Genomic DNA, 25,143 nt, shown 5'->3' on the forward strand with positions numbered 1-25,143 from the left:
GACTCAGTGTCGTCACGGTTGGCGGATCCTGCACGTGGCACCGCTGCGCTTCATTGTGTTACAAGTCTTGTACATAATGGATGATAAGTACATGACATGCCATGGACTACCCTGAGTCAGGAGGTCCGTTCCCCTTCACCCGCCCCCAGGAGCCACCTTCGATGCCGCGTCTGCTGGGCCTCGCCGTCCTGCTCAATGTGCTGCTGCTGGTGCCCCTGTGGGTGCGCTTCGGGGCGATCGACACCCGCTGGGTGGCCCTGGAGGCGGTGCTGGTGGTGGCCCTGCTGGTGCTGCTGCCGGCCGGGCGGCTTCGCTGGCTGCGCCCGCCGCTGACCCTGGCGGTGCTGGTGGCGCTGCTCGCCGGGCTCGGGGACGCGGCCACCCACCTGGCCTTCGGGCGCCCGCTCAACCTTACCCTGGACCTGCCGCTGCTGCGCTCGGTGCTCCACCTGCTGGAGGGCAACCTGGGTGGCCTCCTGGCCTGGGTTACGGTGGCGCTGGCCGTGGCGCTGGTCGGTCTCGGCGGCTGGGGGCTGAACCGCGGGATGCGCCTCGTCCATGGTGTCTCGCCGGGTGCGCTTGGCCGCGGGCTGGCGGGGCTGGCGCTGGCGGCGAGCCTCGCCCTGCTGGCCGCCCAGTGGCATCACCAGCGCTGGCTGCCGGTGGCCCGGGCGCCGGCCATGGACACCCTGCGCTTCCAGGCCGAGCAACTGGTGGCAACCCAGCGCGCCCGCCGCGACTTCGCCGCGCGTCTGGATGCCACCTCCGGCCAGACCACGCCGCTGCCTGGGCTGGCCGGACGCGACCTGCTGCTGGTGTTCGTGGAGTCCTACGGTGCCTCGGCGCTGTTCGACGACCCCTTCGCCGAGGTGGTGGGGCCGCGGCTCGTCGAGGCTACCCAGCGCCTGGCCGGCGCCGGGCTCACGGTGGCCAGCGGGGTGCTGGCGTCCCCCATCCGTGGCGGCCAGTCCTGGCTCGCCCACGCCAGCGTGCTGGGCGGGCTCGCCATCGATAACTCGCTCTGGTACCGCCTGATGCTGGACAGCGACCGGTCGACCCTGGTGGACGACCTGCGCGCCACCGGGCATCACAGCCTGGCCCTGATGCCCGCCATCACTCTGGCCTGGCCCGAGGGCGAGGCCTACGGTTTCGACGCGATCCATGCCGCGGCGGATATCGACTACGCCGGCCCGCCGCTGAACTGGGTGACCATGCCGGACCAGTTCACCCTGAATTACCTGGAGCGTCGCCTGCGCCGGCCGGCCGAGGCCCCGCTGTTCGCCCAGGTGGCGCTGATCTCGAGCCATGCCCCGTGGACGCCGATTCTGCCGCTGCTGGACGACTGGAAGGCGGTGGGCGACGGCAGTATCTTCCAGCGCTGGGCCGATGCCGGCCCCGCCCCCGACGCGCTGTGGCAGGACCTGGCGCAGGTGCGCGAGCACTACGCCCTGGCGGTCGACTACGCTGTCGGTGCAAGCACCCGCTGGGCGGAGGCCTTCGTCGACGATGACACCCTGCTGGTCCTGCTCGGCGACCATCAGCCGGCGCCGCTGATTGTCGGCGAGGGGGCCGGCTACGGGGTGCCGGTCCACGTGATCAGTGGCGACGCCGCCCTGGTCGAGCCCTTCCTGTCCCGCGGCTTCGTGCCCGGCATGCACCCCGGCACCCGGGTGCCGCTGGCCGGACTCGAGGCCCTGCGCGGCTGGCTGCACGAGGACTTTGGCCCATGATGACCCCCGTGATCCTGGCCGGCGGCAGCGGCGTGCGGCTCTGGCCGCTGTCGCGCCGGGCGCGGCCCAAGCAGTTCCTCTCCCTGGAGGAGGCGCGCAGCCTGCTGGCCTGCACCCTGGCCAGGCTCGAGGGGCTGCCGGTTGGCCCTCCCATCGTCGTCTGCCACGAGGCGCATCGCTTCCTGGCCGCCGAACAACTGCGCCAGGCCGGGGTGGGGGAGGCGACGCTGCTGCTCGAGCCCGAAGGGCGCGGCACGGCGCCGGCGGTCGCCTTGGCGGCGCTGTTGGCCGAGCGCGAGGGGCACGAGGGGCCGCTGCTGGTACTGCCCTCGGACCACCACCTGGGCGACGAGGCCGCCTTCCGCGATGCGGTGGTGAGCGCCGCCCGCCTGGCCGCGCGCGGGCACCTGGTCACCTTCGGCGTGGTTCCGACCCGTGCCGAGACCGGCTTCGGCTACCTCCAAGCCGGCAACCCCCTGGGCGGCGGGGGCTTCGCGGTGGCGCGCTTCGTGGAGAAGCCCTGCGCCGAGCGCGCCGCGGCCTTCCTGGCCGCCGGCGACCACTACTGGAACAGCGGCATCTTCGTGCTGCGCCCGGCGGACGCCCTGGCGGCGCTGGCCCGCCATGCCCCGGCGATCCTCGCGGCCTGCCGCGAGGCCCTGGCGGGGGCCGTCGTCGACCTGGACTTCCTGCGCCCCGGCCGAGACGCCTTCCTGGCCTGCCCGGCCGATTCCCTCGACGTGGCGGTGATGGAGCGCACCGACCGGGCGGCCATGGTGCCGCTCGCCGCCGGATGGAGCGACATCGGCTCCTGGCAGGCGCTGTGGGAGGTGCTGCCCCATGACGACCACCATAATGCGCTGCACGGCGATGTCCTCTGCGAGGCGAGCCAGGGGCTCCTGGTGCATGCCGAGTCGCGGCTGGTGGCGACCCTGGGGGTGAGAGACCTTGTGATCGTGGAGACCGATGACGCGGTGCTGGTGGCCGACCGCGCCAGCAGCCAGGCGCTGCGTGGACTGGTGGCGCGCCTCGAGGCCGACGGTCGCGCGGAGGCCCGCCAGGCCGCCACGGTGTTCCGCCCCTGGGGGCACTACGCCACGGTGGACGCCGGCACGCGCCATCAGGTCAAGCACATCACGGTGCGTCCCGGCGCACGACTGTCGCGCCAGCTCCACCACCATCGCGCCGAGCACTGGGTGGTGGTGCGGGGCACCGCCCGGGTGACCCTGGACGAGACGACCTTCCTGGTGGGGGAGAACGAGTCGACCTTCATTCCCGTGGGGCGGGTGCACTGCCTGGAGAACCCCGGGCTGATCCCCCTGGAGCTGATCGAGGTGCAGTCCGGCAGCTACCTCGGCGAGGACGACATCGTGCGCCTGGACGATCGCTACGGGCGGGAGTGAACCGAGTTGGCGCCGGTCCGCCCTGGCCCGTAGGCGGTGCAGGGGTCAGTAGATCCTGAAGCGGCGATGCTCGGGATGGCCTTCCTGCTCCTGAATCACCTTGCGGTAGCGCTTGTACTCCCACTGGTACTGGGCCGGGTCCAGGGCGATGGCGGCCTCCACGCAGGCGTTGACCCCGGTGGCCGACTCGACCTCGTCTGCTTGATAGACGCGCTCGTCGGCGGGCAGGAAGTGGATCTCGAAGCCCCGGCCGGGGAGGCGCCTGGCCACCCCGGTGACCACCCGGGCCTCGGTGCGGGCGACGAGTTTGGGCAGCAGGGTGGCGGTGTAGGCGAGGCGGCCGAAGAAGGGGGCGAAGACGCCGCTGCCCCAGTTCGGCTCCTGGTCGGGCAGGATGCCGATCGCCTCGCTGCGCTTGAGCGCCTTGAGCAGGGCGGCCACGCCGCGCGGATTGGTGGGCACCAGGCTCGCCCCCATGCGCTCGCGACCGGCGCGGGTCACGGCGTCGAGCTCGGCGATCTTGGGCGGTTCGTACATGGCGGTGAAGGGGAAGTGGCTGGAGAGCCAGAAGTTGAGCACCTCCCAGTTGCCGAAGTGGGGGGCGAGAACGATGACCCCGCGCCCCTCGGCACGCGCCTCGTCGAGCAGTTCGCGGCCGTGCACGGCGAGTATCGAGGCCTCGACCCGAGCGGGCTCGCCCATCCAGGCGAAGCCGATCTCCAGCATGGTGGCGGCGGAGTGGGTCAGGCTCTCGCCGGCGAGGCGGCGTCGATCGGCAGCGTCGCCGCCCGGGTAGACCTGAGCCAGGTTGGTCCCGGTGACCTCCCGCTCGCGACGGCTGAACCGATGCACCAGCGGGCCGATCAGCCGGGCGAGGCGCCACAGGGTGGCAAGCCGGCGACCGGCCAGCGAGCGCCAAAGGGTCTCGATGGCGCGGGCCATGAGGGTGCTCGTGCGGGAGGAAGCCTTGGCCATGCCGTTACACCAGCCAGGTGTCCACGTTATCGGGGGAGCGCTTCTCCTGGAGCCCCTTGAAGCCCTTGACGCAGCGGATCACCAGCCATACCACGGCCACCAGCCACAGCAGGAAGCCCACCAGCACGAACATCAGCACCCCGGAGAGGCAGAAGTAGAGCAGGCCGATCCAGAAGGTGCGTACCTGGTAGCGGTAGTGCTGGTCGAGCCATTCAGGCCCCTTGCCGCGATAGACGTAGGCAATGACCACGCCCACCAGGGCGGTGAGCCCGCCGGTGATGATGCTCGCCAGGTAGAGGGCATAGATGACCATGGGGAGGGTGGTGTCGACCGGCTCGGGAGACTCGATGATCACGTGGTCGTTGTGCAGGTTGTCGCTCATGGCGTGGGCTAACGTCCTGGTTCGGTATGGAAAGCGGGTGGTCCATGATACCCGGAGAGGGCCTCAATGCCAGCGTCGCCGGCCTCAGTCGGCGCTGTCGGATTCGGGGGCGTTGCGCAGCGGGCGGCTGATCTCGAGCAGGTTGCCGTCCGGGTCGCGCAGGTAGAGCGACTCGATCTGGCCGTTGGCGCCCTGGCGTTGCACCGGTCCCAGCTCGATCTCCACGTCCAGCGCCTTCAGATGGTGGGCCACCTCGTCCAGCGGCAGCAGGCTGCGCAGGCACAGGTCCAGGCTGCCGGGGGTGGGGGTGGCGGCGCGGGGCTCGATATCGGTGGCGGTCCAGTGCAGGCGCAGGGCCAGGTCGCCGAGGATCAGGTCGACGCGTTCGCGATCGCGGTAGCGCACCTCCAGCCCCAGCACCCGGGAGTAGAAGTCCACGGCACGGGAAATGTCGGTCACGGTAATGACCAGATGGTCCAGACCTGACAGCATTCGTCTCTCCTTGAAGGATTGTTCTAGCGTAAATGACTCTGCCACAGAGGATACGATGATGCCGACCTGCCCGCTATGCGCATCCGCCGATACGGCGCACTACCACCGCGATGCGCGTCGCGAGTACCACTGTTGCCGACGCTGCGCGCTGGTGTTCGTGCCGCCGGCCTTCCGGCTCGGCCCGGAGGAGGAGCGGGCGGTCTACGACCGGCACGAGAACTCGCCGGACGACCCCGGCTACCGGCGCTTCCTGTCGCGGCTGTTCGACCCGCTGCAGGCCAGGCTCGCCCGCGGGACATCTGGGCTCGACTTCGGCGCCGGGCCGGGCCCGACGCTGTCGGTGATGTTCGAGGAGGCCGGCCACCCCATGGCGATCTATGACCCCTTCTTCGCGCCGGATGCGAGCGTGCTGGAAGGCGAGTACGATTTTATCACCGCCACCGAGGTTGCCGAGCACCTGTTCGCGCCGGGTGAGGAGCTCACCCGACTGGCGGGCCTGCTGCGGCCCGGTGGCTGGCTCGGGCTGATGACCAAGCGGGTCACCGACCACGCCGCCTTCGCGCGCTGGCACTATATCCTCGATCCCACCCATGTGAGCTTCTTCAGCGAGGCGACCTTCCGCTGGCTGGCCGAGTCGCTTTCGATGAGCGTCGAGTTTCCCGCCGCCGACGTGGTGCTGCTGCACAAGGGGGGCTGACGGCGGAGGATCTTGCCGAAACACAGCCCCGACGCCGGAAGAAAATGCTGGCAGCGGCGCCTGCCTCGGGAAAGCGATTGACTCGCCGGCGAGCGGGCGTATGATTCGCGCGCTCAGCATGTCGGGCGAGGGCGTCTCGATGCCGCCTGCCAGGCGCTTTCGCAGCGCATCTGCCACCCTTCTCTTCTATCTCCTTCCCGTGTGAGGCATGCAATGTCGCGGCAACTTCTGGCCATGGCCCTCGCTCCCCTGCTGGGGCTCTTCATCCTCGGCATCGGCAACGGTTTCCTGGCCACCGTGATCACCCTGCGCCTGGACGCCGCCGGCGAATCGGCGGTGGTGATCGGCTGGGTCTCCTCGGCCTACTTCATCGGCCTGGCGTTGGGCGCCATGCTCAACGACCGGCTGCTGCTGCGCATCGGCCATATCCGCGCCTACGGCAGCTTCGCCTCGCTGGTGGCGGTCACCGTGCTGCTGCAGGGCCTGGTGGAGCATCCCTGGGCCTGGTTTGCCCTGCGCCTGGTCGGCGGCTGGGCCACGGTGGGGGTCTACCTGGTGATCGAGAGCTGGCTGCTGGCCTCCGGCGATGCCCGGGTCCGCGGCCGGTTGCTGGCGCTCTACATGATCTCGCTCTACGCCGCCGGGGTGCTCGGCCAGCTGCTGCTGGGCGTCACCGAGGCGATGGGCGGGGCGTCGTCGTTCATGGTGATCGGCATGCTGGCCTCGCTCTCGGTGCTGCCCATGGCGATGATCCCGCGGGTCTCGCCGCTGATCGAGAAGGCCGAGCCGCTCTCGCCACTCCGCCTGATCACCCTGACCCCCACCGGGGTGATGGGCAGCTTCGGCTCGGGGCTGGCGGTGGCCGCCGCCTACTCGCTGCTGCCACTCTACCTGCAGCGCACCGGGCTGTCGGTCGACCGGGTCGGCCAGATGATGGCGGTGATGGTGCTCGGCGCCATGCTGCTGCAATACCCGGTGGGGCGCTGGTCGGATCGCCACGACCGCCAGCTGGTGCTGATCCTGATCGGGGCCTTCTGCTCCCTGATCTCCGCGGCGGTGCTGTGGCTGCCGATGACCACCTGGACGCTGGCCGGGCTGCTGTTCCTGCTCGGCGGCGGCATCTTCTCGCTCTATCCGGTGGCGGTGGGCCACGCCGCCGACCGCGCCCCGGCCGGCGCCCTGGTGCGCATGAGCCAGGGCCTGCTGCTGATCAATGCCATCGGCTCGGCGGTGAGCCCGCCGCTGGTCTCGCCGGTGATGAGCCTGCTCGGCGATGCCGGCCTGTTCTGGAGCTTCGGCGCCATGGGCATCTTCCTGGTGGCCTTCTTCGGCTGGCGGCGCAGCGTGCGTCCGGCGCCGGTGCCGGTGGCGCCGTTCTCGCCCAGCACGCCGATGTCCGCCGCCGGCGCCGAGCTCGCGGTGACCGAGGAGCTGGTGCAGGGCGCCATCGAGCACGAGCATATGGAGGACCTGTCTGGTGTTGTACCCGAGGTGGGGGTGGCGGAGCCGCTGGTGGGGCCGCCGCCGGCCGACGAAGCGCATGTTGCCTACTTCGCAGAGGCCGAGGAGGGCACCGAGCCTGCCCAGGAGGAGCTGCCGGGCATCGAGCCCGCCGCGGGGCGCGCCTGACGCAAGAGGACCGGAGGAGCGGCTACGACCTAGGGCTAATGGTCGGCGAAAAGTAGTGAATCTACTATCGCTGTTATCATTTTCCCCGAGGTGCTTCGATGATTCCCTTTGCCGCTCCCGTCCGTGATCTCCGCTTCGTGCTGGAGGAGCTGCTCGACTACGGCTCGCTCTCGCTGCCCGGCTTCGAGGAGGCCAGCCCCGATTTGGTGGAGGCCGTGCTGGAGGAAGCGGCGAAGCTCGCGGGCGAGGTATGGGCGCCGCTCAACGCCAGCGGCGACCGCCAGGGCTGTACCCGCCGCGACGATGGAAGCGTGAGCGTCCCCGACGGCTTTAGTGAGGCTTACCGGGCCTACGCCGAGGGCGGCTGGAACGGCATCGGCGTCTCCGAGGCCCTGGGTGGCCAGGGTCTGCCCGAGGTCGTGGCAAGCTCGGTCCAGGAGATGCTCCACGGCGCCAACATGGCGCTGGGCCTGTGCCCCATGCTCACCGCTGGCGCCATCGAGGCCCTGGCCCACCACGGCAGCGACGAGCAGCGGGCGATCTACCTGCCGAAGCTGATCGAGGGCAGCTGGACCGGCACCATGAACCTCACCGAGCCCCAGGCCGGCTCGGACCTCTCCAAGGTGCGCACCCGCGCCGTGCCCCAGGAGGACGGCAGCTACCGGCTGTTCGGCCAGAAGATCTACATCACCTGGGGCGAGCACGACGCCGCCGAGAACATCATCCACCTGGTACTGGCGCGCAAGCCCGATGCCCCCGAGGGTAACAGGGGCATCTCGCTGTTTCTGGTTCCCAAGTTTCTGGTTGACGAGGACGGCTCGCTGGGCGAGCGCAACGACGTCACCTGCGCCTCCATCGAGCACAAGCTGGGCATCCACGGCTCACCCACCTGCACCCTGAGCTTCGGCGAGAACGACGGCGCCATCGGCTACCTGGTGGGCGAGGAGGGCCGCGGCCTCAACCATATGTTCACCATGATGAACGAGGCCCGCCACAAGGTGGGCATCCAGGGCATCGGCGTGGCCGAGCGCGCCTGCCAGCACGCCTTCGCCTATGCCCTCGACCGCACCCAGGGGCGCAGCCCGCGCTCCGGCCGCAGCGACTGCACGATCAGCGACCATCTCGACGTGCGCCGCATGCTGCTCTCCATGCGTGCCCGCACCGACGCCCTGCGTGCGCTCGCCCTGACCTGCGCCGCCCAGCTCGACCTGGCCCGCCACGCCGCCGATGACGCCGAGCGCGCCGCCGCCCAGGCCCGGGTCGACGTGCTGATCCCGGTGGTCAAGGCCTTCTCCACCGACCAGGCCGTGGAGATCGCCTCCCTGGGCGTGCAGGTCCACGGCGGCATGGGCTTCATCGAGGAGACCGGCGCCGCCCAGCTGCTGCGTGATGCCCGCATCGCCCCCATCTACGAGGGCACCAACGGCATCCAGGCCCTGGACCTGGCCGGGCGCAAGTTGCAGCGTGACGGCGGTGCGGCCCTCGCGGGCCTGATCGACGAGGTGGAGGCCACCGCCGCGGCGCTCGAGGCGAGTGCCGAACACATCGAGCTGGGCAGGAGCCTGGCCGGCGGTGCCGCCGACCTGCGCGCCGCCATGGCCCTGGTGCTGGAGGCGGGTGCCGACCCCGACCCCGAGCGCGGTGCCGACGCCGTCCAGGCCTATGCCACCCCCTTGCTGAGCCTGGCCGGCCACGTGCTGTGTGCCTGGCAGATGGGGCGGGCGGCCCTCAAGGCCAGCGCGGCCATGGCCGAAGGCCGCGAGGAGCCGTTCTACTCGGCCAAGCGTCAGAGTGCCGACTACGCTATTCGCCAGTGGCTGCCGGTGGGCCGTGCCCAGCGCGCGGTGATCGAGGCCGGCATGGCGAGCCTCGCCGCCTTCGACGCCACCGCCCACTGATTCCCGCTTCGATTCGCCGCCGGCCCTGCGCCGGTGGCCTCCTTTCGGTCCACGACTTCTTCCATGGCCAAGCGCCAGATCACGGAGCCACCCATGAGCCAGAGCATCTTCGAACAGGGCCTGCCCCAGACGCCGGCCAACCACGTGGCGCTCTCGCCGCTGACCTTTATCGAGCGCACCGCCTCGGTCTATCCGGACTACCCGGCGGTGGTCCACGGCGAGATCCGCCGCGACTGGGGCACCACCTGGGAGCGCTGCCGGCGGCTCGCCTCGGCGCTGAATAAGCACGGCATCCAGCCCGGCGAGACGGTGGCGGCGATGCTGCCCAACGTGCCGGCGATGTTCGAGGCCCACTTCGGCGTGCCCCTGGCGGGCGGCGTGCTCAACACCCTGAACATCCGCCTGGATGCCGAGGCGATCGCCTACATGCTGGAGCACGGCGAGGCGAAGGCGATCCTGGTCGACCCGGAGTTTGCCGACGTCATCGAGGAGGCGGTGGCGAAGCTCGCCGCCAAGCCGCTGATCATCGATGTGGCGGACCCCGAATTCATGCCCGAGGGGCGCGCCATCGGCGAGCTCGAATACGAGACGCTGCTGGCCGAGGGCGACCCGGCCTATCCCTACCGGCTGCCCGAGGACGAGTGGCAGGCGATCTCGCTCAACTACACCTCCGGCACCACCGGCAAGCCCAAGGGGGTGGTCTACCACCACCGCGGTGCCTATCTGAACGCCACCAGCAACATTCTGGTGTGGGCGATGCCCCACCACCCGGTCTATCTCTGGACCCTGCCGATGTTCCACTGCAACGGCTGGTGCTTCCCCTGGACCATCGCCGCCGCCGCTGGCACCAATGTCTGCCTGCGCAAGGTGGAAGCGAAGCGGGTGATGGACCTGATCGCCGACGAGAAGGTGAGCCACTTCAGCGGCGCGCCCATCGTGCTCAACGGCCTGGTCAACCTGCCCGCCGAGGACAAGCGCGACTTCGACCACCCGGTGAAGGTGACCACTGCCGGCGCGGCACCACCCGCCTCGGTGATCGCCGGCGTCGAGCGGCTCGGCATCGACGTCACCCACGTCTACGGCCTCACCGAGGTCTATGGCCCGGTGACCTCCTGCGCCTGGCGCGAGGCGTGGGATGAGCTGCCCATGGAGGAGCGAGCAAAGCTCAAGTCCCGCCAGGGGGTGCGCTACCCCATGCTGGAGGCGCTCTGCGTGGCCGACCCCAATACCCTGGAGCCGGTGCCCAAGGATGGCGAGACCATCGGCGAGATCCTGATGCGCGGCAACAACGTGATGAAGGGCTACCTCAAGAACGCGGCAGCTACCGAACAGGCCCTGGAGGGCGGCTGGTACCATACCGGCGACCTGGCCGTGTGGCATGCCGACGGCTACATCGAGATCAAGGATCGCTCCAAGGACATCATCATCTCCGGCGGCGAGAACATCTCCACCATCGAGGTGGAGGACTGCATCTACTCGCACCCGGCGGTGGAGGAGGCCGCGGTGGTGGCCAAGCCCGACGAGAAGTGGGGCGAGACCCCCTGCGCCTTCGTCAAGCTGAAGGTCGGCTACGACGAGATCACCGAGCAGGACATTATCAAGCACTGCCGTGAACACCTGGCTCACTTCAAGGCGCCCAGGACGGTGGTCTTCAGCGAGCTGCCCAAGACCTCCACCGGCAAGATCCAGAAGTTCGTGCTGCGCGATGAAGCGCGCAAGCAGTAACAGCAGATCACAAATCTAATCGTCTTTGACTCAAGCGAGAAGCGTCCGGAGGCTTGTCGCCGGAAAAAGCTTCGAGCGACAGTCCATGGCAGATCAAGGCAGAGCATCAGGAGAGTGCAATGAGTGAGCAAGTGATCGGCGTGGTGGGCGCCGGTACCATGGGACAGGGCATCGCCCAGGTGCTGGTTCAGAGCGGCTTCGCCGTCAAGCTCTACGACGTCGCCGACGAGCAGCTGCAGCGAGCCAGTGCTGCCATCGACAAGGGGCTTTCCAAGCTGGTGGCCAAGGAGAAGCTGGGTGAGGCCGACAAGGACGCCGCCATGCAGCGCCTGGATACTTCCACGGCGCTGGATGCCCTGCGCGACTGCGAGGTGATCGTCGAGGCCGCGCCCGAGCAGCCGGCGCTCAAGGAGAAGCTGTTCCGCGACCTGAGTCGCCTGACCCATGAGGCGATCCTGGCCTCCAACACCTCGTCGCTGTCGCTGACCCGCCTGGCCGCGGTGTGCGAGCGCCCCGAGCGGGTGGTGGGCATGCACTTCTTCAACCCGGTGCCGGTGCTCAAGCTGGTCGAGGTGATCCGCGCCGAGCAGACCAGTGATGCCACCGTGGCGCGTATCGAGGCCCTCACCGAGGCGCTGGGCAAGACCGCCGTGGCCATCGGCGACTCCCCCGGGTTCGCGGTCAACCGCCTGCTGGTGCCGATGATCAACGAGGCGGCCTTCCTGCTCCAGGAGGGCGTGGCCAGCGCCGAGGACATCGATGCAGCCATGAAGCTGGGCGCCGCCCACCCGCTGGGCCCGCTGGCGCTCGCCGATCTGATCGGCCTGGATGTCTGCCTCTCCATCATGGAGGTGCTGCAGGAGGGCTTCGGCGATCCCAAGTATCGCCCCTGCCCGCTGCTCAAGCGCATGGTCGACGCCGGCTATCTGGGGCGGAAGACGGGTCGCGGCTTCCACGTTTACGGATAGAGCGTGGCACCCGCTATTGCCACCCTGTGGGAGGCCGGCTCCGCCGGGCGAAGGCGCCGCCAGGCGCCCCCGCCGGGCTGATAACTGTCTGGATCCACCAAGGAAGGATTGCCGCCCAACCAAGCGTTCGCTAGGGTTGGGTGGTATCGTCTCAATAGCCTCTCAACCCCGTCCCAACAACAACCCAAGGAGCCCCATCCATGAGCGAGAAAACGATCGAGGTGGTCGACAACGCCGGCATCGTGCGCCTGACCATCAATCGCCCCAAGGCGCTGAATGCCCTGAACAGCGACGTGCTGGCGGAGCTGGAGCGTGTGCTGGCGGGCCTTGAGGGCCGCTATGACCTGCGTGCCGTGGTGATCACCGGCGCCGGCGAGAAGTCCTTCGTGGCCGGCGCCGATATCGCCGAGATGCGCGAGAAGACCGCGGAGCAGGCCCGCGACTTCGCCCGCCAGGCGCTGGATACCTTCAAGCGCCTGGAGACCCTGCCGGTGCCCACCGTGGCCCTGGTCAACGGCTTCTGCCTGGGCGGCGGCTGCGAGCTGGCGCTGGCCTGCGACTGGGCGGTGGCCAGCGACAACGCCATCTTCGGCCAGCCCGAGGTGCTGCTGGGCGTGATCCCCGGCTTCGGCGGCACCCAGCGCCTGCCGCGCCGCGTGGGCCCGGCCATGGCCATCGACCTGTGCACCACCGGGCGCAAGATCGATGCCAATGAGGCCCTGCGTATCGGCCTGGTCAACCGGGTGATGCCCCAGGCCGAGCTCGAGGGTTATGTGGAGGAGCTCACCCAGCAGCTCGGCGGCAACGGCCCGCAGTCGGTGCGCGCCGCGAAGCAGGCGATCCACGACGGCCTGGACCAGGACCTGGACAGCGCCCTGGCCCTGGAAAACGCCCTGTTCGCCTTCTGCTTCGCCGGCGGCGAGCAGACCGAGGGCATGAGCGCCTTCGTTGAGAAGCGCAAGCCGAACTTCTGATTCCACTGCACCTGGCCTGAAACAACGCGGCCGTGGCATGAGTGCCACGGCCGCGTTGCGTTACAGGGTTGCCTTCCGATGGCCCCCTTGCACAGGTTGCGTGACGGACTATGGTGATAGCTGGCAGTAACGCTCTGAACCCCCAGGCTGGGAGAAAACCATCATGAAAGCACTGTTAGTTTCCGCGCTGCTACTCGCCGCGCCAGTCTGGGCCCAGGCCGCCTGGCAACTGGACGAGGAGCACTCCTCGGTGCATTACGTCTCCATCAAGAACGCCTCCACCGGCGAGATCAACAGCTTCGGCAAGCTCTCCGGCAGCATCGAGGAGCAGGAGAGTCGGGTGTTGATCGACCTCTCGAGCGTCGAGACCGGCATCGAGATTCGCAATGAGCGCATGCAGGAGATGCTGTTCGAGACCGGCCAGTTCGGCGAGGCGGAGGTCAGTGTGTCGATGGGCGAGGAAGCCCTTGCGGACATGCAAGTGGGCGAGCGGCGCCAGGAGACGCAGACCCTGAGCCTGAGCCTGCATGGCGAGACGCTGGAGCTGGAGGCCGAGATACAGGCGGTTCGCCTCGACGACTCGACTCTGCTGGTCAGCTCCGTGCACCCCGTGATTATCTCCGCCGAGGACTTCGGGCTGGGCGAGGGTGTCGAGGCCCTGCGTGAGGTGGCCGGGCTCTCCGCCATCAGCACGGCGGTACCGGTCAGCTTTAATCTGGTATTTACCCAGTGAGCCAGTGCCCAGTGAGCCAGTAAGTACCCTGTGAGCACGGGCGTGAATCGGTCAACGCCGGTTACGACCAGGGGCCCGCTGCCTGAGGCGCTCGACCAGCGCCTCCATCCTCCAGGCGTGGCTGCCATGCCGGAATAGCCGGCCGCAAGCCTCGCACTCGAGGAACTCCTCCACCCAGCGCCGCGGAGGATGCAGGGCATCCTGCCCTACGCCCTCTGCTTCGCCGCCGGCGCCAGCCCGTAAACGACGCGGCCGTGGCACTCCTGCCACGGCCGCGCCGCCTTGCCTCGCGCTGAGCGGAGGGGCCGCGTTCAGGTCGCATCGCCCTGTTTCAGCGACTGCATGTCGATGACGAAGCGGTAGCGCACGTCACCCTTCTGCATGCGCTCGAAGGCGGTGTTGATATTCTGGATGTCGACCATCTCCACGTCGCAGGTGATGCCCTGCTCGGCGCACAGGTCGAGCAGCTCCTGGGTCTCGGGGATGCCGCCGATCAGCGAGCCGGCCAGCACGCGCCGCTTGAAGATCAGGTTGAAGCCCTCCACCGCCGGCTCGATGGGGTCCATCAGGCCGACCAGGATATGGGTACCGTCGTAGCGCAGCGCGGCCAGGTAGGGGTTGAGGTCGTGCTGGACCGGCACGGTGTCGAGCATGAAGTCGAAGGTCTCGGCCACGGCCTCCATCTGTGCCTCGTCGCTGGAGACGACTACATGGTCGGCGCCGTGGCGCCTGGCTTCCTCGACCTTGGCCTCGGAGCGGGTGAACACCGTCACCTCGGCGCCCAGCGCCTTGGCCAGCTTGACCCCCATGTGGCCGAGGCCCCCCATGCCGATCACCCCGACCCTGTGGCCGGCCTTCACGCCGTAGTGCCTGAGCGGCGAGTAGGTGGTGATGCCGGCGCACAGGATGGGCGCGGCGGAGGGCAGGTCGATGCCCTGGGGCATGCGCAGCACGAAGTGCTCGCTGACCACGATGCGGTCGGAGTAGCCGCCCTGGGTGAGGCTGCCATCGTGGCGGTCGTCGCTACCGTAGGTCATGGTGAAGCCGTTCTCGCAGTACTGCTCGACGCCCTCGCGGCAGGGCTGGCAGTCGCGGCAGGAATCGACCATGCAGCCGACCCCTACCAGGTCGCCCTCCTTGAAGCGGCTCACCGCGTCGCCCACGGCGGTGACGCGACCGACGATCTCGTGGCCGGGCACGATGGGGTAGCGCGTCATGCCCCAGTCGTTGTGGGCGAAGTGCAGGTCGCTGTGGCAGACGCCGCAGTAGAGGATCTCGATGGCAACATCATCCGGGCGCGGCTGGCGGCGCTCGAAGGAGAAGGGGGCCAGGGGCTGGTCGTCGGCGAAGGCCGCATAGGCGCGGGTCTGGCTCATGGTAGAGGTTCTCCTCGGGTCGTCGGGTATGGTGACGCCTGGCACGGCGCGGCGTCACTTGGCGAACAGCTGGTTCATGTCCTTGAAGGCCTTGAACTCCAGGGCGTTGCCGCAGGGGTCGAGCAGGAACATGGTGGCCTGCTCGCCCACCTGACCCTGGAAGCGTACATAGGGTTCAATCACGAACGCGGTGGCGCGCTCGCGCAGCCGTGCGGCCAGCGCCTCCCAGTCGTCCCAGCCGAGCACCACGCCGAAGTGGGGCACCGGCACGTCGTGGCCGTCCACCGCGTTGGTGCTGGCGTTCTCCTGGTAGGGCATCTTCGGGTGCTCGTGGATCACCAGCTGGTGGCCGAAGAAGTCGAAGTCCACCCACTGCTCGCTGGAACGACCCTCCTCCAGGCCGAACACCTCGCCGTAGAAGGCACGGGCCGCGGGCAGGTCATGGACCGGGATTGCCAGATGAAAGGGGGAAAGGCGCATGGAACTCTCCTCAAGCGGCGCAGCGCTTACAGCCGGGCCAGCACCGTCTCGGCGCTGCTCTGGTCGACGCCTTTCGCATCGACGCCCAGATACTCGACCACGCCGTCGTCGACGATGGCGGCGAAGCGCTTGCAGCGGGTGCCCATGCCGCCACCGCTGGCGTCCAGCTCGAGCCCCAGCGCGCGGGTCAGCTCGGCATTGCCGTCGGCCAGCATGGTGATGGCCTGGGCGTTCTGGTCACGCTGCCAGGCGCCCAGCACGAAGGCGTCGTTGACCGCCAGGCAGCCGATGGCGGCGACCCCTTTGGCCAGTATCTTGTCGGCATTGACGACGAAGCCTGGCATATGGGTGTTGGAGCAGCCCGGGGTGAAGGCGCCGGGCACCGCGAACAGCACCACCTTGCGGCCGGCGAAGAAGTCGCCGGTGTTGAGGTCCTCGGGGCCATCGGGGCCGTTGGTCTTGATAGTGACGTCGGGAATGCGCTCGCCGGTAGCAATCGTCATGGAAAGCTTCCTTCTTCTGGTGGGAAAGGTGTCGGGAACCAAGCCCCACCAGTCTGCCTTGGCGGTGCGGATAACGCCAAACGCTATCGTTCACGCTGGGTCCCGCGCGGGCGTCGATGGGGTCGCCCCGTCAGGTGGCCGCGGTCCTATCCTTGATATGCGTCATGGTGAATTCGCTCCCAGCTGCTATAGCTGATGGGGTCATGTTGCCACGTCACCCAGGAGTGCCCCATGCCCGCCATGATGAAAGCCGCCGTCTTCGTCGAGCCCGGACGCATCGAGATCGATGACCGCCCGATCCCCGACATCGGCCCCAACGACGCCCTGATCCGGGTGACCACCACTACCATCTGCGGCACCGACGTGCATATCCTCAAGGGCGAGTACCCGGTAGAGAAGGGGCTGATCGTGGGCCACGAGCCGGTGGGCGTGATCGAGAAGCTCGGCGCCAACGTCCAGGGCTACCGGGAGGGCCAGCGGGTGATCGCCGGCGCCATATGCCCGAGCTTCACCTCCTACGCCTGCCAGGACGGCTGCAGCGCCCAGGACGGCGGCCACCACGCCCACGGCTACAAGCCCATGGGCGGCTGGCGCTTCGGCAACACCATCGACGGCGCCCAGGCCGAGTACCTGCGGGTGCCGGATGCCCAGGCCAACCTCTCGCCGGTGCCCGATGGCCTCACCGATGACCAGGTGCTGATGTGCCCGGACATCATGTCCACCGGCTTCGCCGGGGCGGAGTCCGCCAACATCAAGATCGGCGACAGCGTGGCGGTGTTCGCCCAGGGCCCCATCGGCCTGTGCGCCACCGCCGGCGCAAGGCTGCGCGGCGCGGGACTGATCATCGCCGTGGATGGCGTCGACGAGCGCCTCGAGATGGCGAAGAAGATGGGTGCCGACGTGACCCTCAACTTCCGCCAGGTGGACGTGGTGGACGAGATCCGCAAGCTCACCGGCGGGCGCGGGGTGGACGCCTCCATCGAGGCGCTGGGGTTGCAGCAGACCTTCGAGCAGGCGCTGCGCGTCATCAAGCCCGGCGGCACCCTGTCGAGCCTCGGGGTCTACTCCGAGAACCTCAGCATTCCGCTGGATGCCTTCTGCGCGGGCCTCGGCGATCATCGCATCGTCACCTCGCTGTGCCCCGGCGGCAAGGAGCGCATGCGCCGCCTGATGCAGATCATCGACAGCGGCCGCCTGGATCTCGGCCCCATGGTCACCCACCGCTACCCGCTGGAGAAGATCGTCGACGCCTACGATCTCTTCTCCCACCAGCGCGACGGCGTGCTCAAGATCGCGCTGGAAGTCTCCTGAGTCATTGCTTTCGCGAGAGTTCTGGTACAATCGCGCGACGATTGAAGTAGACGGAGACACGATGGAAACGGAATTGAGCGAGTTCGAGCGGCAGATGCGCCGCGATATCAACACTTTCATGGACAACGCGCAGGAAACTCGACGCAAGGCGGCCACCCAGCCCCCCGAGTGGCCCAGGGAGGCCGGCGAAGAGGTCAAGGCGCCGCGCAGCAAGCCCGAAGGCGCGCCGAAGACCGGCCACCTGGTGAAGCTGGCCGTGCGCACCAAGCAGCTCGAGATGGATAGCGTGTTCGAGCATGTCTCCTCCAGCATCTCCAAGGTCGAGGCCCAGCTGGAAGCCGAGAAGGCCGCCCGCAAGGCCGGCTACCCCATCATCGGTCACGTGATCGAGACCACCCGGCTGTAATCCACCCGCGGCTGGGATAGGCTCTGGGCATTGCCCTGCCAGGAGCTCGCCGTGAAGATCACCCAGCTCAATATCTACCCGGTCAAGTCGCTGGGCGGCATCGCCCTGGATGCGGCAGAACTGACCGCCGAGGGTCTCGCCTGGGATCGCCGCTGGATGGTGGTCGACGACGTGGGGCGCTTCGTCACCCAGCGTCAGCTGCCGGCCATGGCGCGCATCCGCGTGAGCCTCGAGGCCGATGCCCTGGTGCTGATGCACCCCGAAGCGCCGCCGCTGCGCCTGCCCCTGGTGACGGGGGAGCTTGTCCGGCTACCGGTGTATGTGTGGGAGGACCGCTGCGACGCCCTGGACGAGGGTGACGAGGCCCGCGAATGGCTGGGCGCGGTGCTGGGCGACCTGCGCGGCAGCGGCCTGCGCCTGGTGCGCTTCGCCCCCGAGCACCGCCGTGCCGTCGAGCCTCACTACCTCGCGCCCGGCGAGCGCGCCCATACCGGCTTCGCCGACGGCTACCCGCTGCTGGTGGTGAGCGAGGGGTCGCTTGCCGAGGTCAACCGACGCCTGGCCGCCAAGGGGCTCGCCCCGGTGCCCATGAGCCGCTTCCGGCCGAGCCTGGTGGTCGATGAGGCCGGCCCCTTCACCGAGGATGGCTGGGACACCCTGGCCGCGGCCGACGGCGCCTGGCGCCTTGGCCTGCGCAAGCCCTGCCAGCGCTGCAAGATCACCACCGTGGACCAGGCCACCGGCGAGATCGCGGTGCCCGGCGAGCCGCTGCGCACCCTGGTGGAGATGAACACCCGCCTGGCGCCCGGCGGCTACTTCGGCCAGAACGCCATCGTCCTCGAGGGGGAGGGGGCGAGGCTGTCGGTAGGGGACGAATTGACAGCGAGGGCACGCTCATGACCATTGGCGCCATCCCCGTCGACCAGCGGGTCATCGGCATCGACTCGCGGCGTTTCGCCTCCATCGAGAAGGCCCTGGTGGAGCTGATCACCAACAGCGACGACAGCTACGGGCGCCTCGAGCGTGCCGGTGGGCGCGCGAGGGAAGAGGGCGCGAGTGGCGAGATCCGCATCGAGTACGAGCGCCACCAGAACGGCGCCCTGCTCAAGGTCACCGACCAGGCCGAGGGTATGTCGTTTGCGCGTGCCGCCAGCATCCTCACCTACGGCGGGGCCCACAGCCCGCTCTCCCGGGGCGAGGGGGAGGGACGCGGCTTCTTCGGGCGCGGCCTAAAGCAGGCGATCTACGGCCTGGGCCATGGCTGGCTTGAGACCCTGCACGAGGGTCGCCACACCCGCATCGAGCTGTTCCGCGACGCCAATGGCGGCTACCTGTTCGATGATGGTGAAGGCGACCGTGCCGCCACCGAAGGCGACCACCGCCGGCTCGGCATCGCGGCCAACGGCACCCGGGTGACCCTGGTGGTGGAGAACCCCCAGGTGCCCATCAGCCAGTTCCATACCCTGGTGCAGTCCCTGGCCGACAACGTCTACCTGCGCGATATCCTCGAGCGGCGCGCGGTGAGCCTGGCGCACCTGAGGCGCGGGCGGGTGGTGGAGGAGAGCGCCCGGATCCGCTTCCAGGAGCCACCGGCGCTGACGCTGGTGGGCCCGGAGCAGTCCGGCAGCTTCTTCTACCAGCAGCGGGAGGTCCCCTTCACCCTGACGCTCAAGCGCTCCCGGGGGACGGAGCTGACCCTGCACGGGGACGACCGCACCAACGGCCTGGTGGTGCTCTCCGGCATGGCGGCCCTGGACTGCCAGCTGTTCGATTACGAGAACCAGGTGGGCACCGAGTACCTGTTCGGCAGCGTGCGCTGCCCGGCGCTGCTCGAGAAGCTCGCCGAGGGCGAGGCGATCATCAGCGACGAGCGCGAGGGGCTCAACCCCCGCAGCGACTTTGTCAAGGCCTTCTCCCGGGCCGTGTCCCGCCTCATCGCCCCTCACGTGCTGGCCGAGCAGGAGAAGCTCAAGCACCTGGCGCGGGCGACCACTTCGCAGCGCACCGACCATATGATCGAGCACCTGCTGCAGCGCATGAGCCGCGCGGCGGTGCAGGACCTGGGGCTCACGCCGCCGCCGGTAGGCGAACCCCGCGAGGCGCCGGGGCTCGACACCGCGCTGCGTTTCACCACTCCCTTCTACTATCGCCAGCCGGGACATCCCTTCCATGTGGCGCTGCTGGTGGACCGCGCGCAGCTGCCCGAGGGGGCGACGCTTGCCATCGACTATGCCTTGCCCGACTCGCTCGCCATCGATGCCACCCCCACCCGGGTGAGCCTGGATGAGCTCGACGAGCAGGGGCGCCTGATCTGGACACTGGAAGGTGGCGAGGAGGGGGCCAGGGGCGAGATCAACGTGCGTGCCGGCGCCTACTGGGCCTGGTGCGAGTTCGTGCTGGCCCGCCACGCCTCCCATCACGGCCAGGGTGGCGTGCCCCACGCGCCGCATCGCGGCCCGGCACGTGACCACGGCGAGGCGATGTTCCTCGGCTACGAGTTCCGCAACCTCGAGGAGAGCCTCGACCGCGCCGTCTACAGCCCCACGGAGCGCAAGATCCTGATCAACACCGGGGCGCCGACGGTACAGCTCTACGTGGATGGCCGCGGCCACTTCCGCGACGCCGCGCGGCTGCTGCTGGCGGAGCTGTTCCTGGACGTGATCGCCGAGGAGCTGGCCACGCGTTCGCTGGAGGGCTCCGGGCGGCAGGGCAGCGTCGCCGACTTCCATGCTACCAAGCAGGCGATCATCCGACGCTACGGCAGCGAGGTCCATCGCGCCTTCCTGACCGGATGACCCCCATCCTGGCGCGGCGCCGAGGCCGCGTTGATCCCCTGATTCCCGAATCCCCCGATTCTCCGGCTCCGGCCGCGCCCCGCACGCTCCGTGCCGAACTATACTGCAGGAGAGGGCGGGGAACGGAGGCGCTGACCTGTCGACGCGCTCTCCCGCACGCTCCCCTCAGCGCCATGGCCCGCCTGATCCCGCGCTCCTCGGGTGACCACCTTCATCCCATGCCCCGCCGCTATTGTCGTCGCCGTGCCGCATGGGGCGCCTGGGGAGGGGCGATGGCAGGGGAGGTGAGTGATGAACGATCATGCGTTGGCTCAGGAGGCCGAGGCGGCCCGCGCCTACGAGGCGCTCTTCGTGCCCTCGCTGTTCCGGCAGTGGGCGCCGCAGCTGCTCGACGAGGCAAGGGTCGCGACCGGGGACCGCGTCCTCGACGTGGCCTGCGGCACGGGGGTGCTCGCCCGAGAGGCGCTGCCCCGGGTTCAGCCCAACGGCCTGGTGGTCGGCCTGGACGCGATGGCGGGGATGCTCGAGGTGGCACGGGAACTCGCCCCGGCGGTGGTGTGGCGCCAGGGCGACGCGCAGCAATTGCCCTTCGATTCGCAGGCGTTCGATGTGGTGGTGAGCCAGTTTGGCCTGATGTTCTTCCCGGACAAGCCGGGGGCGCTGTGCGAGATGCATCGCGTGCTGGTGCCCTCGGGGCGACTGGCGCTGGCGGTGTTCGACGGCCTGGAACGCAACCACACCTACGCCCGCGAGGTGGCCCTGCTGGCGCGAACCGCCGGCGAGGCCGCGGCGGAGGCGCTCAAGGCCCCCTTCGTCCTCGGCGACGCGGAAGCGCTGGCGCGCATGACCCATGAGGTGGGCATGGAGGCGGTCGAGGTGACTACGCTGAAGGGGACGGCCGACTTTCCCGGCATCGGCCACCTGCTCGAGGCAGACCTGCGCGGCTGGCTGCCGGTCATGGGGGTGAACCTCGACGAGGCCACCATCCAGGAGGTGCTCGCCCAGGCCCAGGTAGAGCTGGCCGACGTCATCGACCCGCGCGGCCGGGCGGTGTTCGAGGTGTCGGTCCACCTGGTCAGCGGCCGTCGCGGCTGAGGGCTCGCATCGGGGATGGGAGGCGCTGGACGAGGCGCTGACGCTGGCCCGACGCAGCGCCGAGGTCACCCACGATCACCCCGAGGGCATCCGCGGCGCCCAGGCCGTGGCGGCCGTCATCTTCCTGGCCCGTCACGGCGCCTCGCGGCTCGAGATCCTCACCGAGATCGAGCAGCGCTTCGACTACGACCTCGCGCCGCGCCTCGACGACATCCGCCCCGGCTATCGCTTCGACGTGACCTGCCGGGGCTCGGTACCTCAGGCCATCATCGCCTCGACTGAGCCCTTCCCTGGTCCCGATGCCGGTTGGTTCGCATGGCCGGCTTCAGGCAGGCCATCTCCCCATGACCGATGCGGTTTCGCATCGAGACCCCGCCAGCGGCTGAGTCCGGCCAGCATTGGCACCAGAAACCTACGACCTTTTCATCAGACTCCGGTGATACAACCCGAAGCAATCTTTGCTAACGTGAAGTGATTCGATGATTGCAGGGATGGCGACGCTCAGATCCCGCGACCGCCAGGATGGCAGCCCCTTGCGCGCCTTCCAGGCGGTAGCGTGTTACGAGGTCGGGGATGTAGGCCCACACTCGTCAGCTCGCGGCCGCGGGATTGATTGTGTCTATGTATTGGTCGAAGGACAGCTTTCGACCGAGGCTGTGTGAAAACGAGAAATGAGGGTCTGTCCCCGATTGGATTTAAGGGTCTGTCCCCGATTGGATTACGATTGGATTACATCATTTCGGGCGTTAAATATCAGAAAAATATCAATGGCCGCTTCTGGCCGGTTGCTGTCCTTCTTCCACGCCGGCCTCTGCATTCCTTCGATAGCGACACCTTGGCACACGGCTAGGCGTTCAGCGGGCAACTCGCTACCTCATCGAGTCGATGAACCCGTCAGCACAAAAAAAGGCCCCCGAGAGATGAACTGCACCCCGAAAGTTGGACACCCAATCCAACCTTCGGGGTGTTTTTATGAGCAATCGATACGACGAGTGGTTCAAGCTGCAGGTGGCACAGCAGTGTTTGCATGATGACACCAGCTTGAGGGAGGTAGCCCGCCAGCATGGCCTGGACCATTCCCTGGTTCGGACATGGCGGGATAGCTACCGTCAGCATGGCGTGGTGGGCCTGCGCAAGAAATACACGCACCGCAGCGCGGCTTTCAAGCTGCAGGTCCTTGAGACGATGTGGCGAGATGGCTTGTCACGGCGTCAGACGGAAGCCCTGTTCGATATCCGCGAGCGCGGCGTTATTGGCAGATGGGAGCGTCAGTACCATAGTGGTGGTCTGACTGCACTGGAGCCAAAGCGCAAGGGACGCCACCCGATGACCAAGAAGCCGCCTTCCTCACTACCCCCGCCTGATGTTGAGCGCTCCCAGGAGGAGCTGCTCAAGGAGTTGGCGTATCTGCGTGCCGAGAATGCCTACCTAAAAAAGCTCGATGCCTTGATCCGGGAAAAGGGGGCGGCAACGTGGGTCAAAAAGCCCAGACCGTCCAAGGATTAAGGCATAAACATCCGCTGGCTCTGCTGCTACGTGCGGCTGAGCTGCCGCGCAGCACGTTCTACTACCAGATCCAGGCCTTGGGCGCTGACGATCGGTATGCTTCGCTGAAGGTGCGTATCCGGACGATCTACGACCACCACAAAGGGCGCTATGGCTACCGGCGCATCACCGCCGTCCTGCGGCAGGCAGGAGAGACGATCAACCACAAGACCGTCCAGCGGCTGATGCAACTGCTGGGCTTGAAGTCCCTGGTTCGCCCCAAGCGATATCGTGCCTACCGAGGGGCGGAAGGCTATGCCGCTCCCAATACGTTGCAGCGTCGGTTTCAGGCTCAGCGTCCCCATCAGCGGTGGGTGACGGACATCACCGAGTTCAAGGTCAATGGCCAGAAGCTCTACCTGTCACCAGTCATGGATCTGTATAACGGAGAGATCATTGCCTTCCAGACAGGACCGCGCCCGGTGTTCGACCTGGTGAAGGGTATGCTGAAGAAAGCCTTTGGCAGGCTGATGCCAGGGGATCGGCCGCTGCTCCATTCGGATCAGGGCTGGCATTATCGCCACCCCAGCTATCGCCGCCTGGTGGTGGAGAAGCGGATACTGCGCAGCATGTCACGAAAAGGGAACTGCCTGGACAATGCCGCCATGGAGAGCTTCTTCGGCACCCTGAAGGCCGAGTATTTCCACCTGAACCGGTTCGACACCATTGAGCAGCTGCAGCAAGGGCTCGACCAGTACATCCATTACTACAACCACGAACGCATCAGGCTGAAACTAAAAGGCCTGAGCCCCGTACAGTACAGGACTCAGGCCTTGGGCGCCGGCTGAATGAACCGTCCAACTATTGGGGGTCAGTTCAAGATCGCGGGCCTTTTTCGTTGGGGTGGCAAGAGCGTGCTATTCGGCACCAGCGGCCTGATGGTGACCGTCAGGCGGGGTCGTCACTCGAAGATATCCGGCCAGTGGGTATCGGCGGCCTCGATATGGCCGGGAATGTCACGCTCCCAGCGCCACTGGATGAAGCGGCTGTAGTTCAGATAGAGCTTGTCGTCGACGATCTTCCACGCCTCGGGCACGGTCGAGGCGGCCTCGCCGCGGGCCGCGGCCCAGGCGCACCAGCCGCCGTACTGCGGGGCGTAGGTCTCGGGGTCGGCCTGGAAACGGTCGCGATGCTCGGCGGAAGCGAACCGCCAGGTGGCCTCGTGCCACTCCAGCTGGTAGTCCGGTGAGCCCGCCACCGGCCTGCCCTCGGTGAAGTAGGCCACCGGGTCGGTGCCGCCGATGGCCAGGCCGTCGCGCGTGAAGATGGGGCCGTCTGCCGCCGCCACCAGCGACCAGGTCAGGCCGGCCATCAGGACGGCGGCCCTCCACCCCTGTGTGCGTTTCATGATTGCCTCCTCTCGACCCTGGGGTCACAGGATTCTGTCGGGCGACGGCTCAGGACCTTACAGGACGTCATGACCGTGCTCGCGGGGTACAAGGGCTCATTACAAGGGCTGGCTGCATGAAATGGAATGGATTTCCAGTAAATGATCTTCTGGGTTATGATGGCGGCTCCAGCGATTGCGACTCAGGAGCCTCACATGAGCTTTCACGTCTATCTCTCCGGCGAGATCCACACCGACTGGCGCGACGAGATCCGGCGTGGCGCCGAGGCGGCCGGCCTGGACGTGGTGTTCACCGCCCCGGTGACCGACCACGACGCCAGCGACGCCGCCGGTGACCACCTCGGCGAGACCCCCAGCCAGTTCTGGCGCGACCACCAGTCCTCCAAGGTCAACGCCATCCGTACCCGCACCCTGATCGAGCAGAGCGATCTGGTGGTGGTGCGCTTCGGCGACAAGTACAAGCAGTGGAACGCCGCCTTCGATGCCGGCTACTGCGCCGCCCTGGGCACGCCCTACGTGACCCTGCACGCTGCCGATATCGTCCACCCGCTCAAGGAGGTCGACGCCGAGGCCCAGGCCTGGTGCACCACCACCGACCAGGTGGTCGAGGTGCTGCGCTACGTGCTCAAGGCCTGAGGCCGGTCGGCTACACTGTGGGCGTCACCCATCACAGGAGGA

24 protein-coding genes are annotated in these 25,143 nt (G+C 68.1%); 17 read left to right on the forward strand and 7 right to left on the reverse strand.

The window, feature by feature from the left end; all coding sequences use genetic code 11:
- Positions 1 to 161 precede the first annotated feature (161 nt).
- A complete protein-coding gene (locus RAN53_RS11020) occupies positions 162 to 1,730 on the forward strand; it encodes an alkaline phosphatase (RefSeq protein ID WP_305796868.1) in 1,569 nt (522 codons plus the stop codon).
- A complete protein-coding gene (locus RAN53_RS11025) occupies positions 1,727 to 3,133 on the forward strand; it encodes a mannose-1-phosphate guanylyltransferase/mannose-6-phosphate isomerase (RefSeq protein ID WP_305796869.1) in 1,407 nt (468 codons plus the stop codon). Before RAN53_RS11020 ends, RAN53_RS11025 begins: the two co-directional genes overlap by 4 nt.
- Before the next feature lie 45 nt (positions 3,134 to 3,178).
- On the opposite strand, the gene RAN53_RS11030 is transcribed toward RAN53_RS11025, so the two are convergent.
- From RAN53_RS11030 to RAN53_RS11040, 3 genes are all read right to left on the reverse strand, one after another.
- Positions 3,179 to 4,108, reverse strand: coding sequence for a lysophospholipid acyltransferase family protein (locus RAN53_RS11030; RefSeq protein ID WP_305796870.1), 930 nt, complete (start codon positions 4,106 to 4,108; stop codon positions 3,179 to 3,181).
- Positions 4,109 to 4,112: 4 nt separating this feature from the next.
- Complete coding sequence (locus tag RAN53_RS11035) at positions 4,113 to 4,490, reverse strand: DUF4870 family protein (protein WP_305796871.1); 378 nt, start codon at positions 4,488 to 4,490, stop codon at positions 4,113 to 4,115.
- 84 nt (positions 4,491 to 4,574) lie between these two features.
- Positions 4,575 to 4,982, reverse strand: a complete 408-nt coding sequence (locus RAN53_RS11040) for a VOC family protein (protein ID WP_305796872.1) — start codon at positions 4,980 to 4,982, stop codon at positions 4,575 to 4,577.
- Between the two features lie 55 nt (positions 4,983 to 5,037).
- Between RAN53_RS11040 and RAN53_RS11045 the strand changes: the two genes are divergently transcribed.
- The 7 genes from RAN53_RS11045 to RAN53_RS11075 all read left to right on the forward strand — a co-directional run bounded on the left by RAN53_RS11045 (position 5,038) and on the right by RAN53_RS11075 (position 13,606).
- Positions 5,038 to 5,679: a class I SAM-dependent methyltransferase gene (locus RAN53_RS11045; protein ID WP_305796873.1), complete on the forward strand. Its 642-nt coding sequence runs from the start codon at positions 5,038 to 5,040 to the stop codon at positions 5,677 to 5,679.
- A 213-nt stretch (positions 5,680 to 5,892) separates the two neighbouring features.
- Complete coding sequence (locus RAN53_RS11050) at positions 5,893 to 7,308, forward strand: MFS transporter (RefSeq protein ID WP_305796874.1); 1,416 nt, start codon at positions 5,893 to 5,895, stop codon at positions 7,306 to 7,308.
- A gap of 98 nt (positions 7,309 to 7,406) precedes the next feature.
- Complete coding sequence (locus tag RAN53_RS11055) at positions 7,407 to 9,206, forward strand: acyl-CoA dehydrogenase (RefSeq protein ID WP_305796875.1); 1,800 nt, start codon at positions 7,407 to 7,409, stop codon at positions 9,204 to 9,206.
- Between the two features lie 93 nt (positions 9,207 to 9,299).
- Entirely contained in the window at positions 9,300 to 10,931 is a 1,632-nt protein-coding gene (locus RAN53_RS11060) for an acyl-CoA synthetase (protein WP_305796876.1), read from the forward strand.
- A 119-nt stretch (positions 10,932 to 11,050) separates the two neighbouring features.
- Entirely contained in the window at positions 11,051 to 11,899 is an 849-nt protein-coding gene (locus tag RAN53_RS11065; RefSeq protein ID WP_305796877.1) for a 3-hydroxybutyryl-CoA dehydrogenase, read from the forward strand.
- A gap of 200 nt (positions 11,900 to 12,099) precedes the next feature.
- Positions 12,100 to 12,873, forward strand: coding sequence for an enoyl-CoA hydratase-related protein (locus tag RAN53_RS11070; RefSeq protein ID WP_305796878.1), 774 nt, complete (start codon positions 12,100 to 12,102; stop codon positions 12,871 to 12,873).
- A gap of 163 nt (positions 12,874 to 13,036) precedes the next feature.
- The gene (locus RAN53_RS11075; RefSeq protein ID WP_305796879.1) at positions 13,037 to 13,606 is read left to right on the forward strand and encodes a YceI family protein; all 570 of its coding nucleotides are present in this window, start codon (positions 13,037 to 13,039) and stop codon (positions 13,604 to 13,606) included.
- 311 nt (positions 13,607 to 13,917) lie between these two features.
- Here the strand turns inward: RAN53_RS11075 and RAN53_RS11080 are convergent, their stop codons facing one another.
- The 3 genes from RAN53_RS11080 to RAN53_RS11090 are packed head-to-tail and all read right to left on the reverse strand — an operon-like array spanning position 13,918 to position 15,965.
- Positions 13,918 to 14,982 (reverse strand): NAD(P)-dependent alcohol dehydrogenase, encoded by a 1,065-nt coding sequence (locus RAN53_RS11080; protein ID WP_305796880.1) that lies wholly within the window; start codon positions 14,980 to 14,982, stop codon positions 13,918 to 13,920.
- Between the two features lie 54 nt (positions 14,983 to 15,036).
- On the reverse strand, positions 15,037 to 15,462 hold the full coding sequence (locus tag RAN53_RS11085) for a VOC family protein (protein ID WP_305796881.1): 426 nt from the start codon (positions 15,460 to 15,462) through the stop codon (positions 15,037 to 15,039).
- Between the two features lie 26 nt (positions 15,463 to 15,488).
- A complete protein-coding gene (locus RAN53_RS11090; RefSeq protein WP_305796882.1) occupies positions 15,489 to 15,965 on the reverse strand; it encodes a peroxiredoxin in 477 nt (158 codons plus the stop codon).
- 231 nt (positions 15,966 to 16,196) lie between these two features.
- On the opposite strand from RAN53_RS11090, the gene RAN53_RS11095 reads away from it, so the two are divergent.
- The 7 genes from RAN53_RS11095 to RAN53_RS11125 all read left to right on the forward strand — a co-directional run bounded on the left by RAN53_RS11095 (position 16,197) and on the right by RAN53_RS11125 (position 23,905).
- Entirely contained in the window at positions 16,197 to 17,276 is a 1,080-nt protein-coding gene (locus RAN53_RS11095) for an NAD(P)-dependent alcohol dehydrogenase (protein WP_305796883.1), read from the forward strand.
- 61 nt (positions 17,277 to 17,337) lie between these two features.
- Positions 17,338 to 17,682 carry a hypothetical protein gene (locus tag RAN53_RS11100; protein ID WP_305796884.1) on the forward strand — a complete coding sequence of 115 codons (345 nt, stop codon included), beginning with the start codon at positions 17,338 to 17,340 and terminating at the stop codon, positions 17,680 to 17,682.
- Between the two features lie 51 nt (positions 17,683 to 17,733).
- Positions 17,734 to 18,582 (forward strand): MOSC domain-containing protein, encoded by an 849-nt coding sequence (locus tag RAN53_RS11105; RefSeq protein WP_305796885.1) that lies wholly within the window; start codon positions 17,734 to 17,736, stop codon positions 18,580 to 18,582.
- Entirely contained in the window at positions 18,579 to 20,477 is a 1,899-nt protein-coding gene (locus tag RAN53_RS11110) for an ATP-binding protein (protein ID WP_305796886.1), read from the forward strand. The genes RAN53_RS11105 and RAN53_RS11110 overlap by 4 nt, the downstream gene beginning before the upstream one ends.
- Positions 20,478 to 20,768: 291 nt before the next feature.
- Positions 20,769 to 21,572, forward strand: a complete 804-nt coding sequence (locus RAN53_RS11115; RefSeq protein ID WP_305796887.1) for a methyltransferase domain-containing protein — start codon at positions 20,769 to 20,771, stop codon at positions 21,570 to 21,572.
- 25 nt (positions 21,573 to 21,597) lie between these two features.
- Complete coding sequence (locus tag RAN53_RS11120; protein WP_305796957.1) at positions 21,598 to 22,047, forward strand: ADP-ribosylglycohydrolase family protein; 450 nt, start codon at positions 21,598 to 21,600, stop codon at positions 22,045 to 22,047.
- Between the two features lie 497 nt (positions 22,048 to 22,544).
- A protein-coding gene (locus RAN53_RS11125; RefSeq protein ID WP_305796888.1) for an IS3 family transposase occupies positions 22,545 to 23,905 on the forward strand; the annotation gives its coding sequence in 2 pieces (ribosomal slippage) (positions 22,545 to 23,001 and positions 23,001 to 23,905; 1,362 coding nt in all).
- A gap of 113 nt (positions 23,906 to 24,018) precedes the next feature.
- Here RAN53_RS11125 and RAN53_RS11130 read toward each other — a convergent pair.
- A complete protein-coding gene (locus RAN53_RS11130) occupies positions 24,019 to 24,465 on the reverse strand; it encodes a YHS domain-containing (seleno)protein (protein ID WP_305796889.1) in 447 nt (148 codons plus the stop codon).
- Positions 24,466 to 24,660: 195 nt separating this feature from the next.
- Between RAN53_RS11130 and RAN53_RS11135 the strand changes: the two genes are divergently transcribed.
- Complete coding sequence (locus tag RAN53_RS11135) at positions 24,661 to 25,101, forward strand: YtoQ family protein (RefSeq protein WP_305796890.1); 441 nt, start codon at positions 24,661 to 24,663, stop codon at positions 25,099 to 25,101.
- The last annotated feature ends 42 nt before the right edge of the window (positions 25,102 to 25,143 follow it).

Origin of the sequence: Halomonas sp. SSL-5, assembly GCF_030708455.1 — a bacterium.
Classification (GTDB): Bacteria; Pseudomonadota; Gammaproteobacteria; order Pseudomonadales; family Halomonadaceae; genus Halomonas.

Excerpts from the sequence above, each read along its gene's own strand:
- RAN53_RS11030 (WP_305796870.1), bottom strand. The coding sequence starts at position 4,108 with ATGGCCAAGGCTTCCTCCCGCACGAGCACCCTCATGGCCCGCGCCATC.
- RAN53_RS11050 (WP_305796874.1), top strand. The coding sequence starts at position 5,893 with ATGTCGCGGCAACTTCTGGCCATGGCCCTCGCTCCCCTGCTGGGGCTC.
- RAN53_RS11090 (WP_305796882.1), bottom strand. The coding sequence starts at position 15,965 with ATGACGATTGCTACCGGCGAGCGCATTCCCGACGTCACTATCAAGACC.
- RAN53_RS11065 (WP_305796877.1), top strand. The coding sequence starts at position 11,051 with ATGAGTGAGCAAGTGATCGGCGTGGTGGGCGCCGGTACCATGGGACAG.
- RAN53_RS11115 (WP_305796887.1), top strand. The coding sequence starts at position 20,769 with ATGAACGATCATGCGTTGGCTCAGGAGGCCGAGGCGGCCCGCGCCTAC.
- RAN53_RS11080 (WP_305796880.1), bottom strand. The coding sequence starts at position 14,982 with ATGAGCCAGACCCGCGCCTATGCGGCCTTCGCCGACGACCAGCCCCTG.
- RAN53_RS11070 (WP_305796878.1), top strand. The coding sequence starts at position 12,100 with ATGAGCGAGAAAACGATCGAGGTGGTCGACAACGCCGGCATCGTGCGC.
- RAN53_RS11095 (WP_305796883.1), top strand. The coding sequence starts at position 16,197 with ATGCCCGCCATGATGAAAGCCGCCGTCTTCGTCGAGCCCGGACGCATC.
- RAN53_RS11100 (WP_305796884.1), top strand. The coding sequence starts at position 17,338 with ATGGAAACGGAATTGAGCGAGTTCGAGCGGCAGATGCGCCGCGATATC.
- RAN53_RS11060 (WP_305796876.1), top strand. The coding sequence starts at position 9,300 with ATGAGCCAGAGCATCTTCGAACAGGGCCTGCCCCAGACGCCGGCCAAC.
- RAN53_RS11075 (WP_305796879.1), top strand. The coding sequence starts at position 13,037 with ATGAAAGCACTGTTAGTTTCCGCGCTGCTACTCGCCGCGCCAGTCTGG.
- RAN53_RS11020 (WP_305796868.1), top strand. The coding sequence starts at position 162 with ATGCCGCGTCTGCTGGGCCTCGCCGTCCTGCTCAATGTGCTGCTGCTG.
- RAN53_RS11035 (WP_305796871.1), bottom strand. The coding sequence starts at position 4,490 with ATGAGCGACAACCTGCACAACGACCACGTGATCATCGAGTCTCCCGAG.
- RAN53_RS11055 (WP_305796875.1), top strand. The coding sequence starts at position 7,407 with ATGATTCCCTTTGCCGCTCCCGTCCGTGATCTCCGCTTCGTGCTGGAG.
- RAN53_RS11045 (WP_305796873.1), top strand. The coding sequence starts at position 5,038 with ATGATGCCGACCTGCCCGCTATGCGCATCCGCCGATACGGCGCACTAC.
- RAN53_RS11040 (WP_305796872.1), bottom strand. The coding sequence starts at position 4,982 with ATGCTGTCAGGTCTGGACCATCTGGTCATTACCGTGACCGACATTTCC.
- RAN53_RS11130 (WP_305796889.1), bottom strand. The coding sequence starts at position 24,465 with ATGAAACGCACACAGGGGTGGAGGGCCGCCGTCCTGATGGCCGGCCTG.
- RAN53_RS11085 (WP_305796881.1), bottom strand. The coding sequence starts at position 15,462 with ATGCGCCTTTCCCCCTTTCATCTGGCAATCCCGGTCCATGACCTGCCC.
- RAN53_RS11025 (WP_305796869.1), top strand. The coding sequence starts at position 1,727 with ATGATGACCCCCGTGATCCTGGCCGGCGGCAGCGGCGTGCGGCTCTGG.
- RAN53_RS11135 (WP_305796890.1), top strand. The coding sequence starts at position 24,661 with ATGAGCTTTCACGTCTATCTCTCCGGCGAGATCCACACCGACTGGCGC.
- RAN53_RS11110 (WP_305796886.1), top strand. The coding sequence starts at position 18,579 with ATGACCATTGGCGCCATCCCCGTCGACCAGCGGGTCATCGGCATCGAC.